Origin of the sequence: Nitrosomonas sp. (assembly GCF_040240425.1) — a bacterium.
Taxonomy (GTDB): Bacteria; Pseudomonadota; Gammaproteobacteria; order Burkholderiales; family Nitrosomonadaceae; genus Nitrosomonas.
The window spans coordinates 75,870-96,315 of record NZ_QPHG01000003.1 but is presented as its reverse complement, the minus strand read 5'-3'; the positions used below and the strand labels follow the sequence as shown (position 1 = coordinate 96,315).

At 52.7% G+C, this 20,446-nt stretch carries 21 protein-coding genes; 14 read left to right on the top strand and 7 right to left on the bottom strand.

The window, feature by feature from the left end:
• Window positions 1-5 precede the first annotated feature (5 nt).
• The 7 genes from DU481_RS01790 to DU481_RS01760 all read right to left on the bottom strand — a co-directional run bounded on the left by DU481_RS01790 (window position 6) and on the right by DU481_RS01760 (window position 4,891).
• Entirely contained in the window at window positions 6-458 is a 453-nt protein-coding gene (locus tag DU481_RS01790; protein WP_350131814.1) for an HIT domain-containing protein, read from the bottom strand.
• Entirely contained in the window at window positions 455-1,213 is a 759-nt protein-coding gene (locus DU481_RS01785; RefSeq protein WP_350131811.1) for a phosphocholine cytidylyltransferase family protein, read from the bottom strand. The genes DU481_RS01790 and DU481_RS01785 overlap by 4 nt, the downstream gene beginning before the upstream one ends.
• Window positions 1,214-1,298: 85 nt before the next feature.
• Window positions 1,299-2,456 (bottom strand): cysteine desulfurase family protein, encoded by a 1,158-nt coding sequence (locus DU481_RS01780; protein WP_350131808.1) that lies wholly within the window; start codon window positions 2,454-2,456, stop codon window positions 1,299-1,301.
• A 322-nt stretch (window positions 2,457-2,778) separates the two neighbouring features.
• Entirely contained in the window at window positions 2,779-3,438 is a 660-nt protein-coding gene (locus DU481_RS01775) for a hypothetical protein (protein ID WP_350131805.1), read from the bottom strand.
• A gap of 157 nt (window positions 3,439-3,595) precedes the next feature.
• Window positions 3,596-3,910, bottom strand: a complete 315-nt coding sequence (locus DU481_RS01770) for an addiction module antidote protein (protein WP_350131802.1) — start codon at window positions 3,908-3,910, stop codon at window positions 3,596-3,598.
• Complete coding sequence (locus tag DU481_RS01765) at window positions 3,907-4,209, bottom strand: type II toxin-antitoxin system RelE/ParE family toxin (RefSeq protein ID WP_350131799.1); 303 nt, start codon at window positions 4,207-4,209, stop codon at window positions 3,907-3,909. Before DU481_RS01765 ends, DU481_RS01770 begins: the two co-directional genes overlap by 4 nt.
• Before the next feature lie 64 nt (window positions 4,210-4,273).
• Window positions 4,274-4,891, bottom strand: coding sequence for a DNA-3-methyladenine glycosylase family protein (locus tag DU481_RS01760; RefSeq protein WP_350131796.1), 618 nt, complete (start codon window positions 4,889-4,891; stop codon window positions 4,274-4,276).
• Between the two features lie 316 nt (window positions 4,892-5,207).
• Here DU481_RS01760 and mraZ point away from each other — a divergent pair, with 316 nt between their 5' ends.
• The 14 genes from mraZ to DU481_RS01690 are packed head-to-tail and all read left to right on the top strand — an operon-like array spanning window position 5,208 to window position 20,444.
• On the top strand, window positions 5,208-5,654 hold the full coding sequence (mraZ, locus tag DU481_RS01755; RefSeq protein WP_121166635.1) for a division/cell wall cluster transcriptional repressor MraZ: 447 nt from the start codon (window positions 5,208-5,210) through the stop codon (window positions 5,652-5,654).
• Window positions 5,655-5,675: 21 nt separating this feature from the next.
• Window positions 5,676-6,620 (top strand): 16S rRNA (cytosine(1402)-N(4))-methyltransferase RsmH, encoded by a 945-nt coding sequence (gene rsmH, locus DU481_RS01750; RefSeq protein ID WP_350131792.1) that lies wholly within the window; start codon window positions 5,676-5,678, stop codon window positions 6,618-6,620.
• Window positions 6,621-6,624: 4 nt separating this feature from the next.
• Window positions 6,625-6,927 (top strand): cell division protein FtsL, encoded by a 303-nt coding sequence (gene ftsL, locus DU481_RS01745; protein ID WP_090315202.1) that lies wholly within the window; start codon window positions 6,625-6,627, stop codon window positions 6,925-6,927.
• Window positions 6,924-8,648, top strand: coding sequence for a peptidoglycan D,D-transpeptidase FtsI family protein (locus DU481_RS01740; RefSeq protein WP_090315204.1), 1,725 nt, complete (start codon window positions 6,924-6,926; stop codon window positions 8,646-8,648). The genes ftsL and DU481_RS01740 overlap by 4 nt, the downstream gene beginning before the upstream one ends.
• Window positions 8,649-8,653: 5 nt before the next feature.
• Window positions 8,654-10,201: a UDP-N-acetylmuramoyl-L-alanyl-D-glutamate--2,6-diaminopimelate ligase gene (locus tag DU481_RS01735; protein ID WP_350131788.1), complete on the top strand. Its 1,548-nt coding sequence runs from the start codon at window positions 8,654-8,656 to the stop codon at window positions 10,199-10,201.
• Window positions 10,198-11,601: a UDP-N-acetylmuramoyl-tripeptide--D-alanyl-D-alanine ligase gene (locus tag DU481_RS01730; protein ID WP_350131785.1), complete on the top strand. Its 1,404-nt coding sequence runs from the start codon at window positions 10,198-10,200 to the stop codon at window positions 11,599-11,601. The genes DU481_RS01735 and DU481_RS01730 overlap by 4 nt, the downstream gene beginning before the upstream one ends.
• Window positions 11,592-12,677, top strand: coding sequence for a phospho-N-acetylmuramoyl-pentapeptide-transferase (mraY, locus tag DU481_RS01725; protein ID WP_350131782.1), 1,086 nt, complete (start codon window positions 11,592-11,594; stop codon window positions 12,675-12,677). The genes DU481_RS01730 and mraY overlap by 10 nt, the downstream gene beginning before the upstream one ends.
• A complete protein-coding gene (gene murD / locus DU481_RS01720) occupies window positions 12,674-14,089 on the top strand; it encodes a UDP-N-acetylmuramoyl-L-alanine--D-glutamate ligase (RefSeq protein WP_350131779.1) in 1,416 nt (471 codons plus the stop codon). The genes mraY and murD overlap by 4 nt, the downstream gene beginning before the upstream one ends.
• A 3-nt stretch (window positions 14,090-14,092) precedes the next feature.
• The gene (ftsW, locus tag DU481_RS01715) at window positions 14,093-15,253 is read left to right on the top strand and encodes a putative lipid II flippase FtsW (protein ID WP_350131777.1); all 1,161 of its coding nucleotides are present in this window, start codon (window positions 14,093-14,095) and stop codon (window positions 15,251-15,253) included.
• Window positions 15,250-16,341, top strand: coding sequence for an undecaprenyldiphospho-muramoylpentapeptide beta-N-acetylglucosaminyltransferase (gene murG, locus DU481_RS01710; protein ID WP_350131774.1), 1,092 nt, complete (start codon window positions 15,250-15,252; stop codon window positions 16,339-16,341). Before ftsW ends, murG begins: the two co-directional genes overlap by 4 nt.
• Window positions 16,331-17,758 carry a UDP-N-acetylmuramate--L-alanine ligase gene (murC, locus tag DU481_RS01705; RefSeq protein ID WP_350131771.1) on the top strand — a complete coding sequence of 476 codons (1,428 nt, stop codon included), beginning with the start codon at window positions 16,331-16,333 and terminating at the stop codon, window positions 17,756-17,758. Before murG ends, murC begins: the two co-directional genes overlap by 11 nt.
• 13 nt (window positions 17,759-17,771) lie before the next feature.
• Window positions 17,772-18,761 carry a UDP-N-acetylmuramate dehydrogenase gene (gene murB / locus DU481_RS01700; RefSeq protein WP_350131769.1) on the top strand — a complete coding sequence of 330 codons (990 nt, stop codon included), beginning with the start codon at window positions 17,772-17,774 and terminating at the stop codon, window positions 18,759-18,761.
• Window positions 18,761-19,678, top strand: a complete 918-nt coding sequence (locus DU481_RS01695) for a D-alanine--D-alanine ligase (RefSeq protein ID WP_350131766.1) — start codon at window positions 18,761-18,763, stop codon at window positions 19,676-19,678. The genes murB and DU481_RS01695 overlap by 1 nt, the downstream gene beginning before the upstream one ends.
• Window positions 19,668-20,444, top strand: a complete 777-nt coding sequence (locus DU481_RS01690) for a cell division protein FtsQ/DivIB (RefSeq protein WP_350131764.1) — start codon at window positions 19,668-19,670, stop codon at window positions 20,442-20,444. The genes DU481_RS01695 and DU481_RS01690 overlap by 11 nt, the downstream gene beginning before the upstream one ends.
• Window positions 20,445-20,446 lie beyond the last annotated feature (2 nt).

Sequence of the window (20,446 nt, the reverse complement as noted above, 5' to 3'; positions counted from 1 at the left end):
TTCGCTTAAGACCAGCAGGATTGAAGGTGATTCATGATGTGCTGATTTATAGCCGCATCGGTGATGTTGACTTGACCCAGGTTCGGCATGGCGGGCCAGCCCGCGTCGATAAATTCCATCCCGGCGAACGGCTTTGGTTGTGCATAACGTGGAATCACATGAAAGTGCACATCGGGATCGACCATCATCAGCATCAAATAATTGATTTTGTCATAGTGAAAGGCTTTTGCCAGTGCCGATTCAATTTGCCCGGTGATGCTGTGCAGTTCCGCGAAGCTGGCCGGACTCAGCTGCGAAAAGGCCTGTGCCGGTTCATGCGCGGCTAGAACCAGCGCGCCCAGTGTCGCTTGGGCCGGGCGCAACAGCACCGACCAGTATTGAAACGAACGGATAATCGTTTGCGGCGCGCCAAACTTGCGCATGGTGGCATTCAGCTCCAGCTCGGGGGTGCTGATCATGATGCGCTCTCGTCAAAGATGATACCGGCTCTGGCCAAATCCTCGATAAAATCGATTTCACACCAGCGAAATCCGTTGATCGAGCAGGAGTTCACCCAATGTTCTTTGGCCAGACGATCGATAATCGACAAATACCACGATTTCAGCTCCGCCGGATGACGCAACGCTTCTTCCACAGCTTGGCGGAATAGTGGCGCACCGTTGCCGCGAAAATAAATCAGCCCGATGGATTCCGCGTTGACTTGATGCGGCGGAACGATTTTGCTCACTTGCTGCACCCAGCCATCGGCGTTCAATTGCACTTTCATATCGTCGGCGTCGTAGCTATCCTTAAAATCCACGCTCAGTGTAATGGGCGCGGATTCTGAATTCAAGACTTTATCCAGCAACGCGGTTTCGATCACGGTATCGCCGTTCAATATCAAAAAATCGCTATCCATTTCGGTGCGCGCAATCCAGCAGCTTGCCAGATTGTCCGCTACTTCGTAAAAGGGATTGAACAGGATTTTGATCTTGGGATGATGCGCGTACCGTTGTTGCAGTAACTCCCCAATCTGCGCCACCTGGAAACCGGTGATAATGGTGACCTCTTCGACACCGGCCGCAAGCAAGGCGTCGATTTGCCAAGCCAGCACGGGTTTGCCAGCAACCGGCAACAGGCATTTCGGGGTGTTCTCGGTCAGCGGCAGTAAGCGCCGTCCCTGTCCTGCGCTCAGGATGATGGCTTTGACTGGCTTTGTGGTTTGATTCGTCATAAATGAATGGATTTAGGCAGCTTGGTATACAAAGCGATAATAGCGACGCTGCATTGTAACCAAGTTTGGATTTAGCGAGGTGTTTTTAGAAGGAGAGACTGTTGATCTGGCGCAATTCTGCAACAATGCGTTGCGTGGCGCGCAAAAAATCGTCCACTTGTTGAAGTGTGTTGTCACGGCCCAGACTGACACGCACCGCGCAGCGCGCGAGCATCGGATCAATTTGCATTGCCGCCAGCACATGACTTTGCCCCGGATTCACGCTGGAGCACGCCGCCCCGGCGGCAACGGCAAAACCAGCTTTGTCCAATTTAACCACCAGCGTATCGCCCTCGATATCCGGCAGCGCGAAATAACAGGTATTCGGAATGCGCGCCGCTTGTCCGCCGAAAATCGCCGCGCCCATGCCGGTCAACCCGGTTTCCAGCCGATCACGCAACTTGGCAACGTGCTGCGCGGTTTCCGCTAAGCGCGCGACGGCCAATTCGCACGCCACACCAAATCCCACAATCGCAGGCACATTCTCGGTGCCGGAACGCAAGCCGTTTTCATGTCCGCCGCCATATATCAATGGCTTCAACAGCAAGCGCTTGTCGACGATCAATGCCGCCGCGCCTTTCGGGCCGTAAATTTTATGCGCGGATAACGTCATCGCATGGACTTTCAGCGCAGTGAAATCGACCGGAATTTTACCCAATCCCTGAATCGCGTCGGTATGCACGTAAGCGCCATGCGAACGCGCCAGCTCGGCAATGGCGGTAACATCCTGGATCACGCCGGTTTCGTTATTCGCCAGCATCACCGATACCAATCCCGGTTTATTGGTTTGCATCGCCGCAGCGGCAGCCGCCACATCGGCTTGCCCATCCGCATTGATCGCCAATTGCTGCAACGGCCAAGGATCGCAACCGCGTCGCGCAATCGCCTGCGCCGGTTTTAGCACGCACGGATGCTCAATCGCGCTGATGAACAGATTCCCCGGCTTCAAGCTATCCACCGCGCCACGCACAAACAGATTATTCGCTTCCGAGCCACCGCTGGTGAAAACCACCTGCACCGGCTGCACCCCAACCGCCTCCGCCACCTGCTTGCGCGCCTTATCGATTGCCCGCCGGGCAACGATGCCGTAACCGTGACGGCTCGACGCATTGCCAAATTCCTGCTGGAAATACGGCAACATGGCTTCTAAAACAGCGTCGTCGACGCGGGTGGTGGCATTGTGGTCGAAGTAAATGGGTTCCATGAATCTCGTGGGTGGTCAGTTGAAAAAGAATCGTATGATAAACCTAATAGGCCGTTCCGAAATGTTTTCGAGGAAGCAGGTGCAAGGTAAAACAAGCAGTGCAAGTTAACAACTGTAGGGATATTTCTTACTGCAAAATGTTTACATCTTTAATACGGGATTAAAAATTGTAGTGGGATAAACAAAAATCTCAGCGTGCTTTTGATTTCTGCTTTTGAGCGGTAAAGTCAGCTATGTCAAGATGTGACCCTCTAGTCTGCTCGCAACAAGCTACGCTTATTGGTGTCCGCTTGACTAACCAGTTAGCCCGAGGATCGGTGAATTACTGAACATGTTGCGACTTGGCGACCTCTGGGAGGTTGCCAAGAATAGAGCGAAATTTGTTTTCAAGCTGTCGACGTGCTTCAGGAATATCGTTCTTAATCGCTTGCCAATTCTTCAACCAAGCTTCTTGTTTTTGTTTGGCTGAATCGTTGCTAAGTTTTGCGTCATTGTAACTAGCCCAAACACTAAACTCAATTACAAGGCTGCGCGTTTCTCGAAGCAACTTGTCTAATGATTCGCACAAATCTTCATCGAAGTAGATTTTGTGCTGGTCAAAGTAGCGAAAGGCATCAACAAGCTTGTTCATGGCGCTTGCGTGCTTTTCTTTCATGCTCGGTTCACCCACCCATCCAATCGGAGACAGGAAGCTTTCTGCCGCCCAAAGCGCCTCTACGATTAGGCCATAAAGCTTTGCGATTGTTTCGGCGCGGCGTTCATGAAGCCTCGAAAACCTAACCTGATGTTCAATAGATCTAATTTGTAGTTGGTTCTTAAGGCGCTCAATCTCCGCATCAGACTTGGCCTTGAGATCGCTTTCAAACTTCTTTGTGTCTCGTGTGAGCACTTTCTCGAATAGCGACTTCGCGACAAAAGCAAGTACTGCAAGCAGTGCTGTGTTGCCCCCGATTGCTAGAAGGATAGATTGCCAGATTTCCATAGTGTGAATGGTCTAACTAAAATTGGATAGATAGCTAAAAAAGCAAGCTATCTGCATAAATTCGTTAATTTTTATAGACAAATTTTTAACCGAACTCCTTCAATGTGCCACTGGCAGAGCAATCAGATCTGGATCATCCATTAACCCCAGAAGCGATCTATTGATCCGATGCCGAGGTTGCCGTTGCGTGAAGTTTGATGCCTAGTGCATGGATAACCTTCAAGATTGTATCAAAGCTGGGGTTACGCTCCCCTGAGAGCGCTTTGTACAGACTTTCGCGTGACAAGCCGGAATCGCGCGCTATTTGCGACATGCCTTGGGCGCGTGCGATGTTACCCAATGCCCGGGCAATGAAGGCTGCGTCGTCACCGGCTTCTTCAAAGCATGCTTCGAGATAAGCGGCCATTTCCTCAGGGGTTCTCATATGTTCGGCAACATCGAATGGTGTCGTATGTAGTTTGCTATCGGTCATTTGTTTTCCTGTAAGTCACGCATCAAGCGCAGAGCGGTTTTGATGTCGTTCGATTGGCTGTGTTTATCGCCGCCCGCCAGTAAAATAATCAATTTATTTCCAAAAGACTTGAAATACACCCGGTAGCCTGGGCCATAGTCAATTCGCATTTCGGAAACGCCTTCGCCAATCGGTTTGACATCACCGGGGTTGCCCATTGCCAGACGTTCAATTCGTACCAGGATGCGCGATCTGGCTCGAATATCGTGCAAGCCGTTCAGCCAATCAACAAATATCCCGGTTTTTCTTATTTCCAGCATCGGCTAAGTGTATCTATCTGGCTACAGTGCGTCAACACAATAAGAAACTTAAAATATCAAAGTATCAATACGCCACCGGCAACGGATCAAGGCTGCGCCATAAGTACCACGTGGCGACCGAGCGCCACGGCTGCCACGGTTTGGCCAGTTCGAGCATAATTTTTTTATCGACCGGTTGTTTATCGAGGTAGTGCAGGCTCATGGCGCGTTGCAGGCCGATGTCGTCGAGCGGCAGCACATCCGGGCGATGCAGGTGGAAAATCAGGAACATTTCCGCCGTCCAGCGACCGATACCTTTGACTTGTACTAATTGCTTGATGACGGCTTCGTCATTCATTTCCCCCCACGCGGTTTCGCTCAAATCCTCTTCGCGGAAGTGCCGCGATAAATCTTGCAGGTAGGTGACTTTCCTCGCGGACAAGCCGCATGTTCTCAATAAATCCTGTTCGGCCGCCGCGATGGTATGCGGGGTGATGTCCGGGATTGCGCCGATCACTTTTTGCCAGACGCTTTCGGCGGCTTTGACGGAGATTTGCTGCCCGACGATCGAGCGCGCCAGCGTCGTGAATGCGCAGCCGCGAGAGATCAATGTGGCATCGGGAAACTGCCTGATCAATTGGTGCATGACGGGATCGCATGCCGCCAATTCTTGTGTGGCTTGTGTCCAGTATTGGGGTGTCATTGCGAGGTTAAAGTGGGAAATTAAAGCCGTGCAGTGTGCAGTTTTTTGCCGGTGTAAACAAGCCTGCCTGAATTCATTTCTTCAGCAGAATTGACAGTTCACATTTCATTTTTCTTCTATCTATCTTATTTATTTGAACATTTTGCTGCCCATTTGATGGCAATCCGCATCACGTTTAAGTCTTTGTCATATAACTATAAAAACCCAATTACTTGCTTGACTAACAGGGATTTTTTGATTAAAGTGGGAAGTGGTGGGAAAATGTGGGAAAATTTGGTGAGCCTCGATGGATTTTCCCTTAATTTGAGGAGACAGCATGTTTCGTGGCGTCACGCAACTTAGTCTTGATGCAAAAGGTAGGCTTGCGATACCCGCAAGATACCGTAGCGAGCTGATGTCTACCTGCTCAGGGCATTTGATCGTCACTGTCGATCCTTCAAAGTGTTTATTGATTTATCCTCAGCCAGCCTGGGAACCGATAGAACAAAAACTCAATAATCTTTCTAGTTTTGATTCGAAGACCCGCAATTTGCAGCGGCTGCTGGTGGGTAATGCCAGTGATGTCGAGATGGATGCTGCTGGCCGCATTTTGCTGCCGCCGCCGCTGCGCCTTTTTGCCGGGTTATCCAAGGATGTGGTTTTGGTTGGCCAGGGGGCTAAGTTTGAATTGTGGGATGAAGTGCAATGGAATTTACAAATTGAAGATGCGCTGGCTTTCAAGGATGGCGATATGCCGCCTGAGCTGGATGGCTTCACGCTGTAATTGAAGCGGTAACAGCGATTCATGCACATTTCGGTGTTGTTGCACGAAGCGGTCGATGCATTGGCCATCAAACCGGAAGGTGTGTATGTGGATGCAACGTTTGGACGTGGTGGCCATAGCCGTTTGATTTTGTCGCGATTGGGTGAGCAAGGCCGGTTAGTCGCCATGGATCGAGATCCGGACGCGGTGATGTCGGGCCAAGCGATTGTGGATAAACGGTTTTGCATCCGGCATGGCAGTTTCTCGCATATGCAGCGCATATTGCAGCAGCTGGACGTTGCCAAGGTTGACGGGATTTTGCTGGATTTGGGCGTGTCGTCGCCGCAGCTGGAGGAAATTTCACGCGGTTTCAGCTTTCGCGCCGATGGGCCGCTCGACATGCGCATGGATACAACGAAGGGTCAAACGGCGGCGGAGTGGCTGGCGACAGTCGCAGAAGATCAACTGGGATGGGTGATCAAGGAATATGGCGAAGAACGGTTTGCTCGGCAGATTGCAAGAGCGATTATTGTGGCAAGAACGCGGCAGCCTATTGTTACCACATCACAACTTGCCGAGATTGTCGCAACGGTTTTGCGTTCGCGGCAGCGCCAGCGGGAAATTGTCCGGCATCCGGCGACGCGCACTTTTCAGGCGATACGGATCTATCTCAACCAGGAGCTTGAGGAATTGTCGCTCGTTTTGCCGCAGTGTGTGGAGTTGTTGAATCCGGGCGGAAGGTTGGTGGTGATCAGTTTTCACTCTTTGGAGGATCGCATGGTCAAACTATTTATGCGCAAGGCTGCCAGCATGGACGAACTACCTCGTGGCATCCCGCTGCAAGAAAAGGATCTGCTGCGGTTCAGCAATCAAACGTTGCGCGTGATCGGCCGGGCAGTGCGTCCGGGAGAACAAGAAGTGGCGGGAAATGTGCGCGCCAGGAGTGCGGTGATGCGTGTGGCTGAAAGAGTAACCATAAACGGGTAACAGAATGTTCAAACTGAACATTTTTCTAGTTTTTATATTGATCGCGAGCGCGCTGGGCGTGGTGACCTCGCAGCACATGGTGCGCAAACTGTTTATGGCGCTGGAAAATGAAAAAGGAATCGAGCGCAAGCTGGATGTGGAATGGGGAAGATTGCAACTGGAACAAAGCACATTAATCATGCACGGGCGGATCGAGCAGATTGCCAAGGACCGGTTGAATATGACCGTGCCCGCTGCTTCCAGCATACAAATTGTATCCATTAACGATGCAGAAAAACGCTTGAACACGGAAGGGTTAAAACCATGATTAAACCCGAAGTACGGCAAATCAAACTATCAGCGTGGCGCTCACGGCTGTTGTTTGGTTTCCTGGCGCTCGGTTTGATTGGTTTGGCGGGACGTGCGGCTTACTTGCAGGGAATGAATCATGATTTTCTGCAGGAAAAAGGAGAATCGCGCTATAGCCGCATAGTGGAAATGAACGCCGATCGCGGCATGATTACCGACCGCAATGGCCATATTCTGGCGATCAGTTCGCCGGTTGCCTCCGTTTACGCCGATCCGAAAGTGATCGATATCAAGCCGGAGCAATTGAAGCAATTAGCCGGTTTGCTCGAGATGGACAGTACCGAGATCAATGCTCGCATCAGCCGGGAAAACAGCCGGTTTGTTTATTTGAAACGGCAAGTAGTGCCGGATATCGCCGAAAAGATCATGAAATTGAAGATCAAAGGCATCTATTTCGCCAGCGAATCCAAACGTTACTATCCGGAAAGTGAATTTGCCGCGCATGTGCTCGGTTTTACCGATATTAACGACGAAGGCCAGGAAGGCGTGGAACGCGGCTGGCAGGATAAGCTGGCGGGTGAGTTGGGACGGCGCCGTGTGCTCAAGGATAACAAAGGACAGATCATCGAGGATGTGGAAAACATCCGTGCGCCAAAGCCGGGCGAAGATTTGGTGTTGTCGATCGATAGAAGAATTCAGTATCGCGCCCACGCGGAATTAAAAGAAGCGGTGCTGGCCAATAACGCCAAAGCGGGCAGCATCGTTGTGCTGGACGCGCAAACCGGTGAGATTCTGGCCTTGACCAATTTACCGGCGTACAACCCGAACCGACGATCATCGATTACCAATGAACGGCTGCGTAACCGGGCGCTGATTGATACGTTCGAACCGGGATCAACGTTAAAGCCATTTACCGTGGCGATTGCGATGGAGATCGGCAAAGTCAACGCCAATACGGTGCTGCAAACCGCGCCGGGAATGTGGCAAGTGGGCAGAAAAACCATTCGCGATGTCAGCAACAAAGGCGAGCTGACGGTTGCGCAAATCATTCAGCAGTCAAGCAACGTCGGAACGGCAAAAATCGCACTGTCGCTCGAATCGCAAACGATGTGGGAGATGTTTAACCGTTCCGGATTTGGCGCATTGACGAATTCCGGTTTTCCCGGTGAAGCCAGCGGCATTTTGCGGCCTTACAACAAATGGCGTCCGATCGAACAAGCCACCATGTCGTACGGTCATGGTATATCCACTAGCTTGATGCAATTGGCGCGCGCTTACACGATTTTTGCCAGCGGCGGCGAATTAAAACCGATCTCGCTCTTGAAACAAAACATGCCGGTCATGGGGCAACGCGTCATCTCGCGCGATACCGCACAAGCGATGAACCGTATGCTGGAAATGGCGACCAAGCCCGGCGGCACGGCGCCGCTAGCGCAAATCAGCGGGTATCGCGTGGCCGGTAAAACGGGGACGGCGCATAAACTGATCGATGGTCAATATGCCAATAAGCGCTATATCTCCACGTTTGTCGGCTATGCGCCAGCATCGAATCCGCGTCTGATCATCGCCGTGATGATTGATGAGCCTTCCGCCGGAAAATATTTCGGCGGCGCCGTGGCAGCGCCGGTGTTCAGTAAAGTCATGTCCGGCGCTTTACGCATCCTGAATATTCCGCCCGATGCGCCGGCCAATAATGTCGTTACCTTTACCGCAACCCCTGAAATGGGTGATGAAGGATGACTGCGATGACGATCAAGAAAAAAACATCTCAGTTATTTGATTATCATCGTTTGGATGAGCTGGGTGTTCCGATTAAAAACCTGGTCACGGATAGCCGCCAGATAAAGCCCGGCGATACATTCCTGGCCTACGCCGGTGATATCACCGATGGGCGCAAATTTATCCCGCAAGCCATTGCTGCGGGCGCCAATGCGGTTCTGTGGGATCCGCAGAATTTCACGTGGAACCACGAATGGCGGATTCCGGCATTGGCCATCGATGAACTGAAGGCTAAAGCGGGACTGATTGCTAGTTATGTTTATGATCAGCCATCGGAGAAATTATGGATGGTCGGAATTACCGGTACCAATGGCAAAACATCGTGCAGTCACTGGTATGCGCAAGCGATGACGAGTCTGGGCAAGAAGACAGCCATTCTGGGAACGCTGGGAAATGGTTTTTGCGGCGCGTTGGAAGCGGCGGGGAATACAACGCCCGATGCCGCGGTGCTGCAACGTTCGCTGGCACAATTTGTTGAACAGGGTGCGCATGGCGTCGCGATGGAAGTATCCTCGCACGGTCTGGTGCAGGGGCGGGTTAACGGCACCACATTTGCGATTGCCGTGCTGACCAATGTGTCGCGCGACCATCTGGATTATCACTTGGATATGGATGCTTACGCCGAAGCCAAGGCGCGCCTGTTTTTCTGGCCCGGATTGCGGTATGCGGTTGTCAACATGGACGATGTGCTGGGTGTCGAGCTATCGCGGCAGCTCGCCAACAAATCCATCACCTTCATCGGCTATGGATTTCACTATCCGGAAGAACGCTATGCCAGGCAACTCAAAATGGTCTACGGATCCAATTTAAAAGTTGATCTTCATGGTCTGGAGTTTGATATTGAATTTGAGGATAATCACGAACATTTGAGAATTGGCTTGCTGGGTAAATTTAATGCATCAAACTTGCTGGCTGTCGTGGCGGCTATGCTGGCAAGCGGAATCCGATTGCCGGACGCAGTCCGGGCGCTTCACAGTGTGCAACCCATTCCGGGCCGGATGGAAAAATACGAAGGGATTGACCAGCCGATTGTTATCGTCGATTACGCCCATACCCCCGATGCGTTGGAGAAAGTGCTGTGCACGTCACGCGAGCTTTTGCGCAGTGCACAATCGAAGAAACGGACATCCGGACGGAATGCGCGGCTGTTTTGCGTTATTGGTTGCGGCGGCGACCGGGATGTCGGCAAGCGCGCGATGGTGGGTGAAGTTGCTACGCGATTGGCGGACGAAGTCATTTTTACCAGCGATAATCCGCGTTCGGAAGATCCTTTGAGCATCATTAAAGATATTACAGCAGGCGCGGGTGCAGACAATTACCAGATTGAGAGCGACCGGGCGCTGGCTATATATCAGGCCATCGCCAATGCGCAGCACAACGACATCGTGCTGATTGCAGGTAAAGGTCATGAAAAGTATCAGGAAATAAAAGGCCGGAAAATTCCTTTCAGCGATGCCGACATTGTGCAGCAGGTGCTGAAAGATTTAGCCAGGAAAGTGCGGGTGCAATCATGATGACGATCCGGGAAGCCGCGCAAGTATTGCAAGCCGGATGGAACGGACAAGACGGGTTATTTACCGGAGTAAGCACGGATAGCCGCACGCTCAAGCCAGGCGATTTATTTGTGGCGTTAACCGGCGAGAGATTCGATGGCAGTGAATTTGTTCTGAGCGCTAAGGAAAAAGGCGCCGCCGCCGCGCTGGTTCCGCAAGCGACTGGGGAAAACGCTTTATCCGCCGGGATTCCATTGCTGCGCGTGCAAGATACGCGCTTAAGCCTCGGGCAATTGGCTGCGAATTGGCGCAACCGTTTTACGCTGCCGCTCATCGCCGTGACCGGCAGCAATGGCAAGACTACGGTTAAGGAAATGATCGCCGCGATATTGCGTCAAGCAACCGCAGGCGGTGAAGTCACAATGAATGCGCCAGCGGAACGGATTCTGGCCACCGAAGGGAATCTGAATAACGATATCGGTGTGCCGCTGATGTTGCTGCGTTTACGGCAACAGCATCGTTATGCGGTGATTGAGATGGGTATGAATCATGTGGGCGAGATCGGTTACCTGACTCAGCTGGCGAAACCGGGTGTTGCCGTCATTACCAATGCTGGTGCTGCGCATATCGAGGGACTAGGTTCCGTTGAAACGGTTGCACGCGCTAAGGCGGAAATATTTGCCGGATTGGATCAGCAGGGAACGGCTGTGATCAATGCGGACGATCGCTATGCTGCTTTATGGCGGGAATGCGCTGGTGCGCGCAAGATTGTCGATTTTGGTTTGCGCGAAAAAGCAGCTGTGAGTGCCGAGTATCAGGCTGACCGGTTGAGCAACAGAATTCAGTTGAAATTGCCGGATGGCATTGTGGAGGTTAAGTTACAGGCGCCCGGGGTGCATAACGTCTATAACGCTTTGGCAGCGGCGACAGCGGCTATCGCAGCGGGTATCGGGAAAGCATCGATTGCCGCTGGACTCGAATCGTTTGAGGGTGTGAAGGGACGATTGCAGAAAAAATCCGGTTTGCACCATGCGCAGCTGATTGATGATACCTACAACGCCAATCCGGAATCCGTGCGCGCCGCTCTCGCGGTACTGGCTGCCACGACAGGAAAAAAAATACTGGTGCTCGGCGACATGGGCGAATTGGGTAAATCAGCCATTGATCTGCATCGCACGATCGGGCGTGATGCGCGCAATGCCGGATTGGATCAATTATTCACGCTGGGTGAGTTGAGCGCTTACGCAGCCGAAGAATTCGGCAAGGGCGCGCGGCATTTCAACGATATCGATGAATTGCTGCATGCGACGGAAAGCTTGCTGGCGGATGATGTGACGCTGCTGGTGAAAGGGTCGCGCTTTATGCGCATGGAGCGGGTGGTGCGGCAACTGGAACAACCGGTGGAGCCATCATGCTGCTAACCCTCTCACAGTGGTTGGCTCAAGACATCCGCGCTTTCAATGTATTTAGCTATATTACCTTGCGCACCGTGATGGCCACGCTGACTGCATTAGTGATTTCCTTCATGATCGGCCCGGTGATGATCCGTAAACTGACGGCTTATAAAATCGGACAATCGGTGCGCGATGATGGTCCGCAAACGCACCTCGTCAAAGTTGGTACACCCACGATGGGCGGCGCTTTGATTCTGATGGCGATTGTTTTGACCACGTTGCTGTGGTCAGATTTGAGCAACCGCTATATCTGGGTAGTGCTGGCAACCACGCTGGGATTCGGCGTGATCGGCTGGGTCGATGACTATCGCAAAGTGGTTTACCGCAATCCGAAAGGATTGTCCGCGCGCGCCAAGTTTTTCTGGCAGTCGCTAATCGCGCTGGCGGTTGCGATGTATCTGGCATCGATCGCGGAAATCCCGGCGCAAACCGACATGATCGTGCCCTTCTTCAAGGAAGTGGCGATTCCGTTGGGTGTAACGGGTTTTGTCGTACTGACTTATTTTGTCATTGTTGGCACCAGCAATGCAGTCAATCTTACCGATGGTTTGGACGGTTTGGCCATTATGCCGACCGTCATGATCAGCAGCGCGCTGGCGATTTTTGCCTACGCCGCCGGGCACGTGGTATTCGCCAAGTATCTCGGCATCCCTTATATCCCCAATGCTGGGGAGCTGGCGGTGTTTTGCGGCGCCATGGCCGGTGCCGGACTTGCATTTTTGTGGTTTAACGCTTATCCCGCCGAGGTTTTCATGGGAGATGTCGGTGCTTTGGCGCTGGGTGCGGCATTGGGAATCGTCACTGTCATTGTACGGCAGGAGATTGTGCTGGTGATTATGGGCGGTGTTTTTGTCGTGGAAGCGCTGTCCGTGATGTTGCAGGTGGCATCATTTAAGCTGCTGGGCAAGCGGGTATTCCGCATGGCGCCATTACATCATCATTTTGAATTAAAAGGCTGGAAAGAAAATCAGGTGGTGGTCCGGTTCTGGATCATCACCTTTATTTTAGTATTGGTTGGATTATCGACATTAAAATTACGATGAATTTGCAAGATAAAACAGTTCTAGTGCTGGGGATGGGTGAGACCGGCTTGTCCATGGTGAAATGGCTGCTACGTCAGGGTGCCACGGTGCGCGCTGCGGATAGCCGTTCCGAGCCGCCCAACTGGCAGCAAATCACCGCCGGGTTTCCATCCGTGCAGCTGCATAAAGGCAAATTCACAGCATCCATTTTTAACGATATCGATATGATCGCCATCAGCCCCGGCGTTCCGCTGGCTGATCCGTGCGTGCAGCAAGCAGTGCAACGCGGCGTGCCGGTCATTGGCGATATGGTGCTTTTTTCCTGGGCGCTGGAGCAAAGCAACCGGCCCAAACCGAAAGTTGTCGCGATCTCCGGATCGAATGGAAAAACCACAGTCACGGCGATGACCGGCGCGATGTTGAAGAAATCCGGCTGGAATGTGGAAGTGGCGGGAAATATCGGCCCCGCCGTGCTGAATGCGCTGATGCAGCGGATCGACGCAGGTGATTGGCCGCAGGCTTGGGTTCTGGAAACATCCAGTTTTCAATTGGAAACGACGCACAATTTGAATGCGGATGTGGCGACCGTGTTAAATCTGAGCGAAGACCATCTGGATCGCTATACCGGCATGCGCGATTACGCAACCGCCAAAGCCAGAGTGTTTCTGCATGAGAAAGCTGGTAAAGGCATACAAGTGCTCAACCGGAACGATCCCGGTGTCTGCGCTATGGCACTACCGGACAGAAAACAAATTACCTTTGGCGTCGATGAGCCGCCCAGCCATGCCGATTTCGGTCTCATGCACGATGGAGACGATTTGTGGTTGATGGAAGGCGATGTGCAATTAATGAAAACTTCCGAACTGGTTGTCAGCGGCTTGCATAACGCGGTCAATGCGCTGGCGGCATTAGCCATGTGCCGCGCCCTGGGTGTGGCCATCGATCCGCTTTTGACCGCGTTGCGCGAATTTCGCGGCTTGCCGCATCGCATGGAAAAAGTCGCTGCGTTCAACGGCGTTACTTTCTTTGATGATTCCAAAAGCACCAATGTGGGCGCCACCGTGGCTGCACTGAGCGGCATGAAGCAAAACGTCATATTAATCGCCGGTGGCGACGGCAAGGGACAGGATTTCTCGTATCTGCGGGAAGCGGTTGCCAATAACGCCCGCGCCGTGGTGTTGATTGGCCGGGATGCAAACATAATTGCGAATGAATTGAAAGACTGCGGCGTGCCGTTGCATTTTGCTGTGACCATGGAAGAAGCCATGCAGAAGAGTTTCTTGCTGGCGCAATCCGGCGATGTGGTGTTGCTTTCACCGGCATGCGCCAGTTTCGATATGTTCAGAAACTATATTCACCGCGCGGAAGTATTTGTTGCGGCCGTCAAAGATATGGAAAACAAATTTTTCAGTTTTGGACAGAAAAAACATTAACCGATGATTTACCAGGCAAACAATCAGAAACCAAGAATGACGGCCGATTTTGACCAGGCGCTGGTATGGTCGGCTTTGCTGTTGCTGAGTATTGGTTTGGTAATGATTTATTCTGCCTCGATAGCCATTGCCGAAGCGCAATTTGGCCCCAACCGGGCCGGCCATTACTTGTTGCGCCATAGTGCCTATCTGGGTGTCGGGTTGTTGCTGGGATTGATCGCTTTTCAAGTGCCGATGCAGATGTGGCAGAAATACGTAACTTATCTGCTCATGACCAGCATTCTACTGTTGGTATTGGTACTGATTCCGGGTATCGGACATGAAGTGAACGGTAGTCAGCGCTGGATTTCGCTGTATGTAGTGAATATCCAGCCGTCCGAGTTCATGAAGTTTTGCATGGTGTTGTATGCCGCGGACTACGTCAACCGCAAGGCAGCCGACCTGAATTCTTTCTTCAAGGGGTTTGTGCCGATCGCGGTCGTATTATCCATCGTGGGCGCTTTATTGCTGCTCGAACCGGATTTCGGCGCTTTCTTCGTGGTAGCCGCGCTGGCGATGTCGATTTTATTTCTCGGCGGTGTCAGTTTGAAAATATTCGTCAGCCTGATCGCTATCCTGGCGTTTGGTTTGTATGAGTTGATTTTGAGTTCGCCGTACCGGTTGAATCGCGTGGTTGCTTTTATGGATCCTTGGGCCGATCCGTATGGCAAAGGTTATCAGCTCAGTCATGCACTGATTGCATTCGGACGCGGCGAGTGGCTTGGTGTCGGCTTGGGCGGCAGTGTCGAGAAATTGTTCTATCTGCCCGAAGCGCACACCGATTTCTTACTGTCGGTGCTGGCCGAAGAACTGGGTTTTGCCGGTGTGGCTACCGTGATCGTATTGTTTATCTGGCTCATTACCCGCGCTTTTGTCATCGGCCGCTTGGCGGCCAAATTGGGCAGTCCTTTCTCGGCGCTGGTGGCACAGGGAATCGGCATGTGGATCGGGGTGCAGGCGCTGATCAACATGGGCGTCAATATGGGTGTCTTGCCCACCAAGGGTTTAACGTTGCCGCTGCTCAGTTTTGGCGGTAGCAGCATTACAACGATTTGCATCGCGCTGGCGGTTCTGCTGCGCATCGATTGGGAAAACCGGCAGCGGCTGCGAGGGCTGAACGTATGAGCGCGCACACCATTTTAATAATGGCAGGTGGTACCGGCGGGCACGTGTTTCCGGGTTTGGCGGTGGCTGATTACCTGCGGCAAGCCGGTTGGCGCGTGGTTTGGCTGGGAACCGAAGACGGCATGGAATTAAAACTGGTGCCGCAACGAGGCTATGAAACTGAAATAATCAGTTTTTCCGGATTGCGGGGTAAGCGGTTGGTCACGTGGCTGCTATTGCCGCTGCGTTTGCTCAAGGCATTCTGGCAGAGCCTGCGGATTATTCAGCGGGTAAAACCGGATGTAGTTCTCGGCATGGGCGGTTATCCGGCTTTTCCGGGCGGCATGATGGCATCGCTGCTCAACAAGCCATTGGTGATTCATGAACAGAATTCGGTCGCAGGGTTAACCAATAAAATCCTGGCGAAGCTGGCGGATAAGATTTTTCTCGGTTTTCCCGGAGCTATCAGGAGCGATCAGGATAAAACGGTTTGTTCCGGTAATCCGGTGCGATCAGAAATTGCGCATATAGAAGTGCCGGAGAAACGTTTCCAGGAACGGCAAGGCAAGTTGAATGTGCTCGTTGTGGGCGGCAGCTTGGGGGCGCAAGTTTTGAATACTGTAGTACCGCAAGCGCTTAAATTACTGCCGGAGAATGTGCGCCCGGCAGTGGTGCATCAAACGGGGGCAGCGCAAATGGAAACGGTTAAAGCGGCCTATCAAGCACTGCAATTGGATGGCGAGGTGACAGCGTTTATCGACGATATGGCCAAACGCTACGCGGACTGCGATGTGGTGTTGTGCCGTGCCGGTGCGCTGACCGTAGCGGAATTAAGCGCGGCCGGTGTCGCCAGCATCCTGGTGCCGTATCCGCATGCCGTCGACGATCATCAAACCGGCAATGCGCAATTTCTTTCCCGCCACGGTGCTGCTGTGCTGTTGCCGCAGCATGAATTGACCGCGCAAAAGCTGGCGGATTTATTGACGGATTTAACCCGGGAAAAATTGCTCGGCATGGCGATGGCTGCGCGCAGCCAGGCAAAACCGGAAGCAACCCGGATCGTAGCTGAAGGCTGTATCGAATTGAGCGGAGCACTGCATGAAGCATAAAGTCAAACATATCCATTTTGTCGGCATCGGCGGCGCGGGCATGAGCGGTATCGCCGAGGTTTTTGTCAACCTGGGGTATCAGGTCAGCGGTTCTGACTTGATGAGTAATCCGGTGACGCAGCGTTTGGCCAAGCTCGGCATCAAGGTTTATGCGGGGCATGCCAGCGAGCAAATTGCCGGAGCGGATGTCGTCGTTACTTCCACGGCGGTGAAACCCGACAATCCGGAAGTGATTGCCGCTAAAAATAAAAATATTCCCGTTGTGCCGCGCGCCATGATGCTGGCGGAATTGCTGCGCCTGCGCAGCGGCATTGCGATTGCCGGCACGCACGGCAAAACCACCACCACCAGTTTAATTGCCAGCATTCTGGCGGCGGCAGATATGGATCCGACGTTTGTCATTGGTGGAAAACTGGAAGCAGCGGGCTGTCATGCCAAACTGGGCAGTGGTGAATTCATCGTTGTCGAGGCGGATGAATCGGATGCTTCATTTTTGTATTTGCAGCCGATGCTCGCGGTCGTGACGAACATCGATGCGGATCATATGGAAACCTACGGGCATGACTTCAGCCGGTTGAAGCAAACTTTTGTCGATTTCGTGCAGCATTTACCTTTTTACGGCATGGCAGTGGTTTGTATGGATGATGCCAATATCCGCGAAGTCATGCCGTCGATTACCAAACCGATCACCACGTACGGCCTGTCCGAAGAGGCGCAAGTGCGCGCCATCGATATCCGGCAAGATCATCACCGGATGAGATTTACTGCCGTGGTCGGTGTGAACGGCTCCGCCCGCAAACTGGATATCACGCTGAATCTGCCCGGTTTACATAACATTCAGAATGCCCTGGCGGCGATTGCGGTTGCGAATGAAATTGGCGTGCCGGATAGCGCGATCGTCAAAGCGCTGTCGGAATTCAAAGGGGTAGAAAGGCGCTTCCAGCAGTACGGTGATATCCGCTTAAGCGGACAAAAAAGTTTTACGCTGGTGGATGATTATGGACATCATCCGGCGGAAATGGAAGCGACCATCAAAGCAGCGCGCGGCGCGTTCCCAGGCCGCCGCTTGGTAGTGGTTTTTCAGCCGCATCGCTACACGCGCACCCGGGATGTCTTCGAGGATTTCACCCGTGTTTTATCTCAGGTAGACGTGTTGCTGCTCACGGAAGTTTATCCCGCGGGTGAAGAGCCGATTGTCGCGGCGGATAGCAAATCGCTGGCGCGCTCCATCCGGGTGCAGGGCAAAGTGGAGCCGATTTATATCGAGGAAGTGGATGACTTGCCGGCCGCGATACTGGATATCGCGCAGGACGGCGATGTTGTGCTGGTGATGGGCGCGGGTTCGGTAGCCAGAGTGGCGCCGCACATTGCGCAAATGGGAAAAAAGCTGACCGTGGTTAATGGCTATGAATGCTGAGGATTGATGAGACATGACCGCTTTACCGCAAAATACGAGATTTGCCATGCCAGTAACCGATCAAACAACCGGTGAGACAGGCGTGACCGCATTGCGGGGCGAAATGCGCGTCGATGAACCGATGAGCAAACATACAACCTGGCGGGCGGGCGGTTATGCGGATCGTTATTTCCAACCGGCGGATCTGGACGATTGGGCGGATTTTCTGCGTGCATCGCCGCACGAAGTCATTCATGTGATTGGGCTGGGCAGCAATTTGCTGGTCAGAGACGGCGGGCTGCGCGGCACGGTGGTGGCGTTGCATGCACGCTTAAACGACTTGCGCTTGATCGAGCAGAATCAATCCGGCGGACTCATCTACGCGAGCGCAGGTGTGGCCTGCGCCAAGGTAGCGCGGTTTGCCGCAAAACATCATCTGGCTGGTGCGGAGTTTCTGGCCGGAATACCGGGCACGGTAGGCGGCGCGCTGGCGATGAATGCCGGATGCTACGGCTCGGAAACTTGGGAAATCGTGGCGCAAGTGCAGATCATCCAACGCAACGGAGAAATCGTAATGCGCCAGCCCGGCGAGTACGCGATTGCTTATCGCAGTGTGAAACGGCAAAGCGAACCGGCTGGTACGATAGCAGCGGAATGGTTTACCGGCGCCTATTTCCGTTTGGTGCAAGGCGATCAGACGCAATCGCGGCAACGCATCAAGGAGTTGCTGGCGCAGCGGGTAGCCAGTCAACCGCTCAATATGCCGAATGCCGGTTCGGTATTTCGCAATCCGCCGGGAGATTACGCGGCGCGTTTGATCGAAGCGTGCGGCTTGAAGGGATGCCACATTGGCGGCGCGATGGTGTCGCCCAAACATGCCAATTTTATCGTCAATACGGGTAATGCCAGTGCGGCGGATATTGAAGCCTTAATCATGATGGTGCAAAGCAGGGTTAAAAAAGCAACAGGGATAGCATTGATTCAGGAAGTCCGGATCATCGGCGATGCCAGGAGGCTGACGTAATGGCCGCGCATCAATTCGGCAAAGTTGCGGTTCTGCTGGGCGGCCGGTCGGCCGAGCGGGAAATATCGCTGCAAAGCGGACAGGCTGTGCTGGATGCGTTACTGCGCAGCGGCGTCGATGCGTATCCTTTCGATCCGGCGGAACACGCATTGGAAAAACTGCTGCAACAAGGTTTCGATAAAGCTTTTATCGCACTGCACGGCCGTTTTGGCGAGGATGGCACCATTCAAGGCGCGCTGGAATTAATGGGATTACCGTATACCGGCAGCGGCGTAATGGCCAGTGCATTGGCGATGGATAAATGGCGCACCAAATTGATCTGGCAGGCAGCCGGTATCCAATCCCCGCGCTACGTATTGCTGCAAGCGGATAGCGATTTTGAACAAGTCGCCGAAACGTTGGGTTTACCGCTGATCGTCAAACCGGCGCGCGAGGGTTCAACCATTGGTTTGACTAAAGTGAAGCGCGCCGAGGATTTGGCGCAAGCGTATCAACTGGCCGCTCAGCATGATGCGCTGGTGCTCGCGGAAGAATTTATTGCCGGTAAGGAATTGACCGTGGCGATTCTGGGTGAAACGCCGCTGCCGGTGGTGCGGATTGAAATTGCGGGTGAGCTTTACGACTATGAAGCCAAGTATTTCTCGAATGAGACAAAATACTTTTGCCCGAGCGGTTTACCGGCGGAATTGGAGGCGGCGATCCAGCGGCAGGCATTACAGGCTTACCAAGTGCTGGGGTGCCAGGGTTGGGGAAGGGTCGATTTGATCTTGAGTGAAACCAATCAGTTTTATTTCCTCGAAGCCAATACTTCGCCCGGAATGACCAGCCATAGTTTGGTGCCGATGGCGGCAAGAACAGCCGGAATCCCGTTTGAGGATCTGGTTTTGAGAATATTGGATCTGGCTCATGTGGAATAACCATCACGCCTTGAATTTGTTATCCAAAATATTGCTCACTTTGGTGGCGATGGCGGTGCTGTATGCGATCAGTTTGCAACTCATCCAGCCGCCGCTGTTCCCCATCAAAGAAATTAATGTGCAAGTCATATATGGGAAAGAGAAAAATAAGGCCGAGTTACAGCATGTGGCGCGCGAGCAAATTGAACAGCTGGTCAGGGATGAAATTGCAGGAAATTTTATTTCGGTAAATCTCACTGAAGTGCGCGAAGCTTTTGTAAAATTACCCTGGGTGCGTGAGGCCAGAGTGAAAAGAGAGTGGCCGCATGGTTTGAATGTGATACTGGAAGAGCATCAAGCATTGGCTTATTGGGGCAGTCATGCCTTGGTCAATACTTACGGTGAGGTGTTCCGGGTGACGGTTGATGCTGATTTGCCGGTGTTTACCGGCCCCAACGAGGCTAGCGCGCATGAAGTGGCGCAGCAATTCCGGCGTTTTAACAAAATACTGAAGCCATTGCAGCAGCATATCGCGGAAATAAGCCTGACACCGCGCTATGCCTGGCGTTTGCAGTTAAATACCGGAACGATTCTGGAATTGGGGCGAAATGAAATTGAAGAGAGATTGGTTCGTTATGTTTCAGTATATAACCACAGTATTGCGCGGTTAAATCAGCAAGAACCATTGGCATATGTTGATTTACGTTATCCCAATGGTTTTGCCATCCGCATGCCTGAAGTGATGCAACAAGTACCACGTAAATCCGGCGCGAGGAGAGAAACGTGAGA

Coding starts and splice junctions, on each gene's coding strand:
- DU481_RS01790 (WP_350131814.1), bottom strand. CDS start 458: ATGATCAGCACCCCCGAGCTGGAGCTGAATGCCACCATGCGCAAGTTT.
- DU481_RS01785 (WP_350131811.1), bottom strand. CDS start 1,213: ATGACGAATCAAACCACAAAGCCAGTCAAAGCCATCATCCTGAGCGCA.
- DU481_RS01780 (WP_350131808.1), bottom strand. CDS start 2,456: ATGGAACCCATTTACTTCGACCACAATGCCACCACCCGCGTCGACGAC.
- DU481_RS01775 (WP_350131805.1), bottom strand. CDS start 3,438: ATGGAAATCTGGCAATCTATCCTTCTAGCAATCGGGGGCAACACAGCA.
- DU481_RS01770 (WP_350131802.1), bottom strand. CDS start 3,910: ATGACCGATAGCAAACTACATACGACACCATTCGATGTTGCCGAACAT.
- DU481_RS01765 (WP_350131799.1), bottom strand. CDS start 4,209: ATGCTGGAAATAAGAAAAACCGGGATATTTGTTGATTGGCTGAACGGC.
- DU481_RS01760 (WP_350131796.1), bottom strand. CDS start 4,891: ATGACACCCCAATACTGGACACAAGCCACACAAGAATTGGCGGCATGC.
- mraZ (WP_121166635.1), top strand. CDS start 5,208: ATGTTTCGTGGCGTCACGCAACTTAGTCTTGATGCAAAAGGTAGGCTT.
- rsmH (WP_350131792.1), top strand. CDS start 5,676: ATGCACATTTCGGTGTTGTTGCACGAAGCGGTCGATGCATTGGCCATC.
- ftsL (WP_090315202.1), top strand. CDS start 6,625: ATGTTCAAACTGAACATTTTTCTAGTTTTTATATTGATCGCGAGCGCG.
- DU481_RS01740 (WP_090315204.1), top strand. CDS start 6,924: ATGATTAAACCCGAAGTACGGCAAATCAAACTATCAGCGTGGCGCTCA.
- DU481_RS01735 (WP_350131788.1), top strand. CDS start 8,654: ATGACGATCAAGAAAAAAACATCTCAGTTATTTGATTATCATCGTTTG.
- DU481_RS01730 (WP_350131785.1), top strand. CDS start 10,198: ATGATGACGATCCGGGAAGCCGCGCAAGTATTGCAAGCCGGATGGAAC.
- mraY (WP_350131782.1), top strand. CDS start 11,592: ATGCTGCTAACCCTCTCACAGTGGTTGGCTCAAGACATCCGCGCTTTC.
- murD (WP_350131779.1), top strand. CDS start 12,674: ATGAATTTGCAAGATAAAACAGTTCTAGTGCTGGGGATGGGTGAGACC.
- ftsW (WP_350131777.1), top strand. CDS start 14,093: ATGATTTACCAGGCAAACAATCAGAAACCAAGAATGACGGCCGATTTT.
- murG (WP_350131774.1), top strand. CDS start 15,250: ATGAGCGCGCACACCATTTTAATAATGGCAGGTGGTACCGGCGGGCAC.
- murC (WP_350131771.1), top strand. CDS start 16,331: ATGAAGCATAAAGTCAAACATATCCATTTTGTCGGCATCGGCGGCGCG.
- murB (WP_350131769.1), top strand. CDS start 17,772: ATGACCGCTTTACCGCAAAATACGAGATTTGCCATGCCAGTAACCGAT.
- DU481_RS01695 (WP_350131766.1), top strand. CDS start 18,761: ATGGCCGCGCATCAATTCGGCAAAGTTGCGGTTCTGCTGGGCGGCCGG.
- DU481_RS01690 (WP_350131764.1), top strand. CDS start 19,668: ATGTGGAATAACCATCACGCCTTGAATTTGTTATCCAAAATATTGCTC.